The sequence below is a fragment of the Vibrio sp. Vb0888 genome (assembly GCF_033338835.1).
Taxonomy (GTDB): domain Bacteria; phylum Pseudomonadota; class Gammaproteobacteria; order Enterobacterales; family Vibrionaceae; genus Vibrio; species Vibrio alginolyticus.
Genome location: NZ_JAWOTL010000356.1, coordinates 1 through 1015, shown reverse-complemented (window position 1 = coordinate 1015; position 1015 = coordinate 1). Strand labels below are relative to the sequence as shown.

The window sequence follows — 1015 nt, the reverse complement described above, 5'->3', positions numbered from 1 at the left end:
TCATCGCTTTGGTTGTGGACTTCTTATTCCTCCCAACCTTACTAATGCTATTCGATAAAAAAGCGTACTTACAAGAAAGTCCGTCTGATAACGCGCGCTTGAAAGCGTCGTCCACCATCACTGCAACTCAGTCATAACTCAGAATTAAAAGGAATTGAACCATGAAAAAAATGAACCACGTATTGCAAGTTTTGATGTTGTCGGCTTCGCTAGTTGCATCGCCATTCACTTATGCGAATGAAGAAAAAGGGCTGGAAATTGCCCAGGAGCGAAAAGCAAGAGATGAAGGTTGGGGCGACTCTATCGCAACCATGGAGATGATTTTAAAGAACGCACAAGGTGAAAGCAGTACGCGTCTTATGCGATTGAAATCTCTCGAAGTTGAAGGGGATGGCGACAAAGGGCTGACCATTTTTGACCAGCCTCGGGATGTCACGGGCACGGCTTTTCTCAACCATTCTCATACCATTGGTGCGGATGACCAATGGTTGTATTTACCTGCCTTAAAGCGAGTAAAGCGAATTTCGTCACGTAATAAGTCGGGCCCGTTTATGGGAAGCGAGTTTGCGTATGAAGACTTGAGTTCATTTGAAATCGAAAAATACCGCTTTAACCACCTCAAGGATGAGAAGTTTAACGGGCAAGACGTATTCGTTCTAGAGCAAATTCCAACGGACAAGAACTCCGGTTATACCAAGCAGGTAGTATGGCTTGACAAGGCGCATTATCGCCCTCTCAAAGTCGAGTTTTACGACCGAAAAGGCGCGTTATTGAAAACTCTAACTTTCGCTAATTATAAGCAGTACCTCGATAAATATTGGCGTGCACATACCATGGCAATGACGAATCACCACACTGGCAAAAGTACAGAATTGAACACTAGCGATTTGCGCTTTCAAACAGGGTTGGAAGAGAACGACTTCAACAAAAACGTGCTCAAGCGAGTTAAATAAGGGAGTGGTATGAATATGGGCAAAGGAGTAAACCAACTTGGCGGAATACTCGCGATGTTGGT

1 protein-coding gene is annotated in these 1015 nt (G+C 44.3%); it reads left to right on the top strand.

Features of this window, described 5'->3' with window-relative positions; translation table 11 throughout:
* The first annotated feature begins 161 nt into the window (after positions 1 to 161).
* Entirely contained in the window at positions 162 to 953 is a 792-nt protein-coding gene (locus R7P72_RS26220; RefSeq protein WP_318111196.1) for an outer membrane lipoprotein-sorting protein, read from the top strand.
* The last annotated feature ends 62 nt before the right edge of the window (positions 954 to 1015 follow it).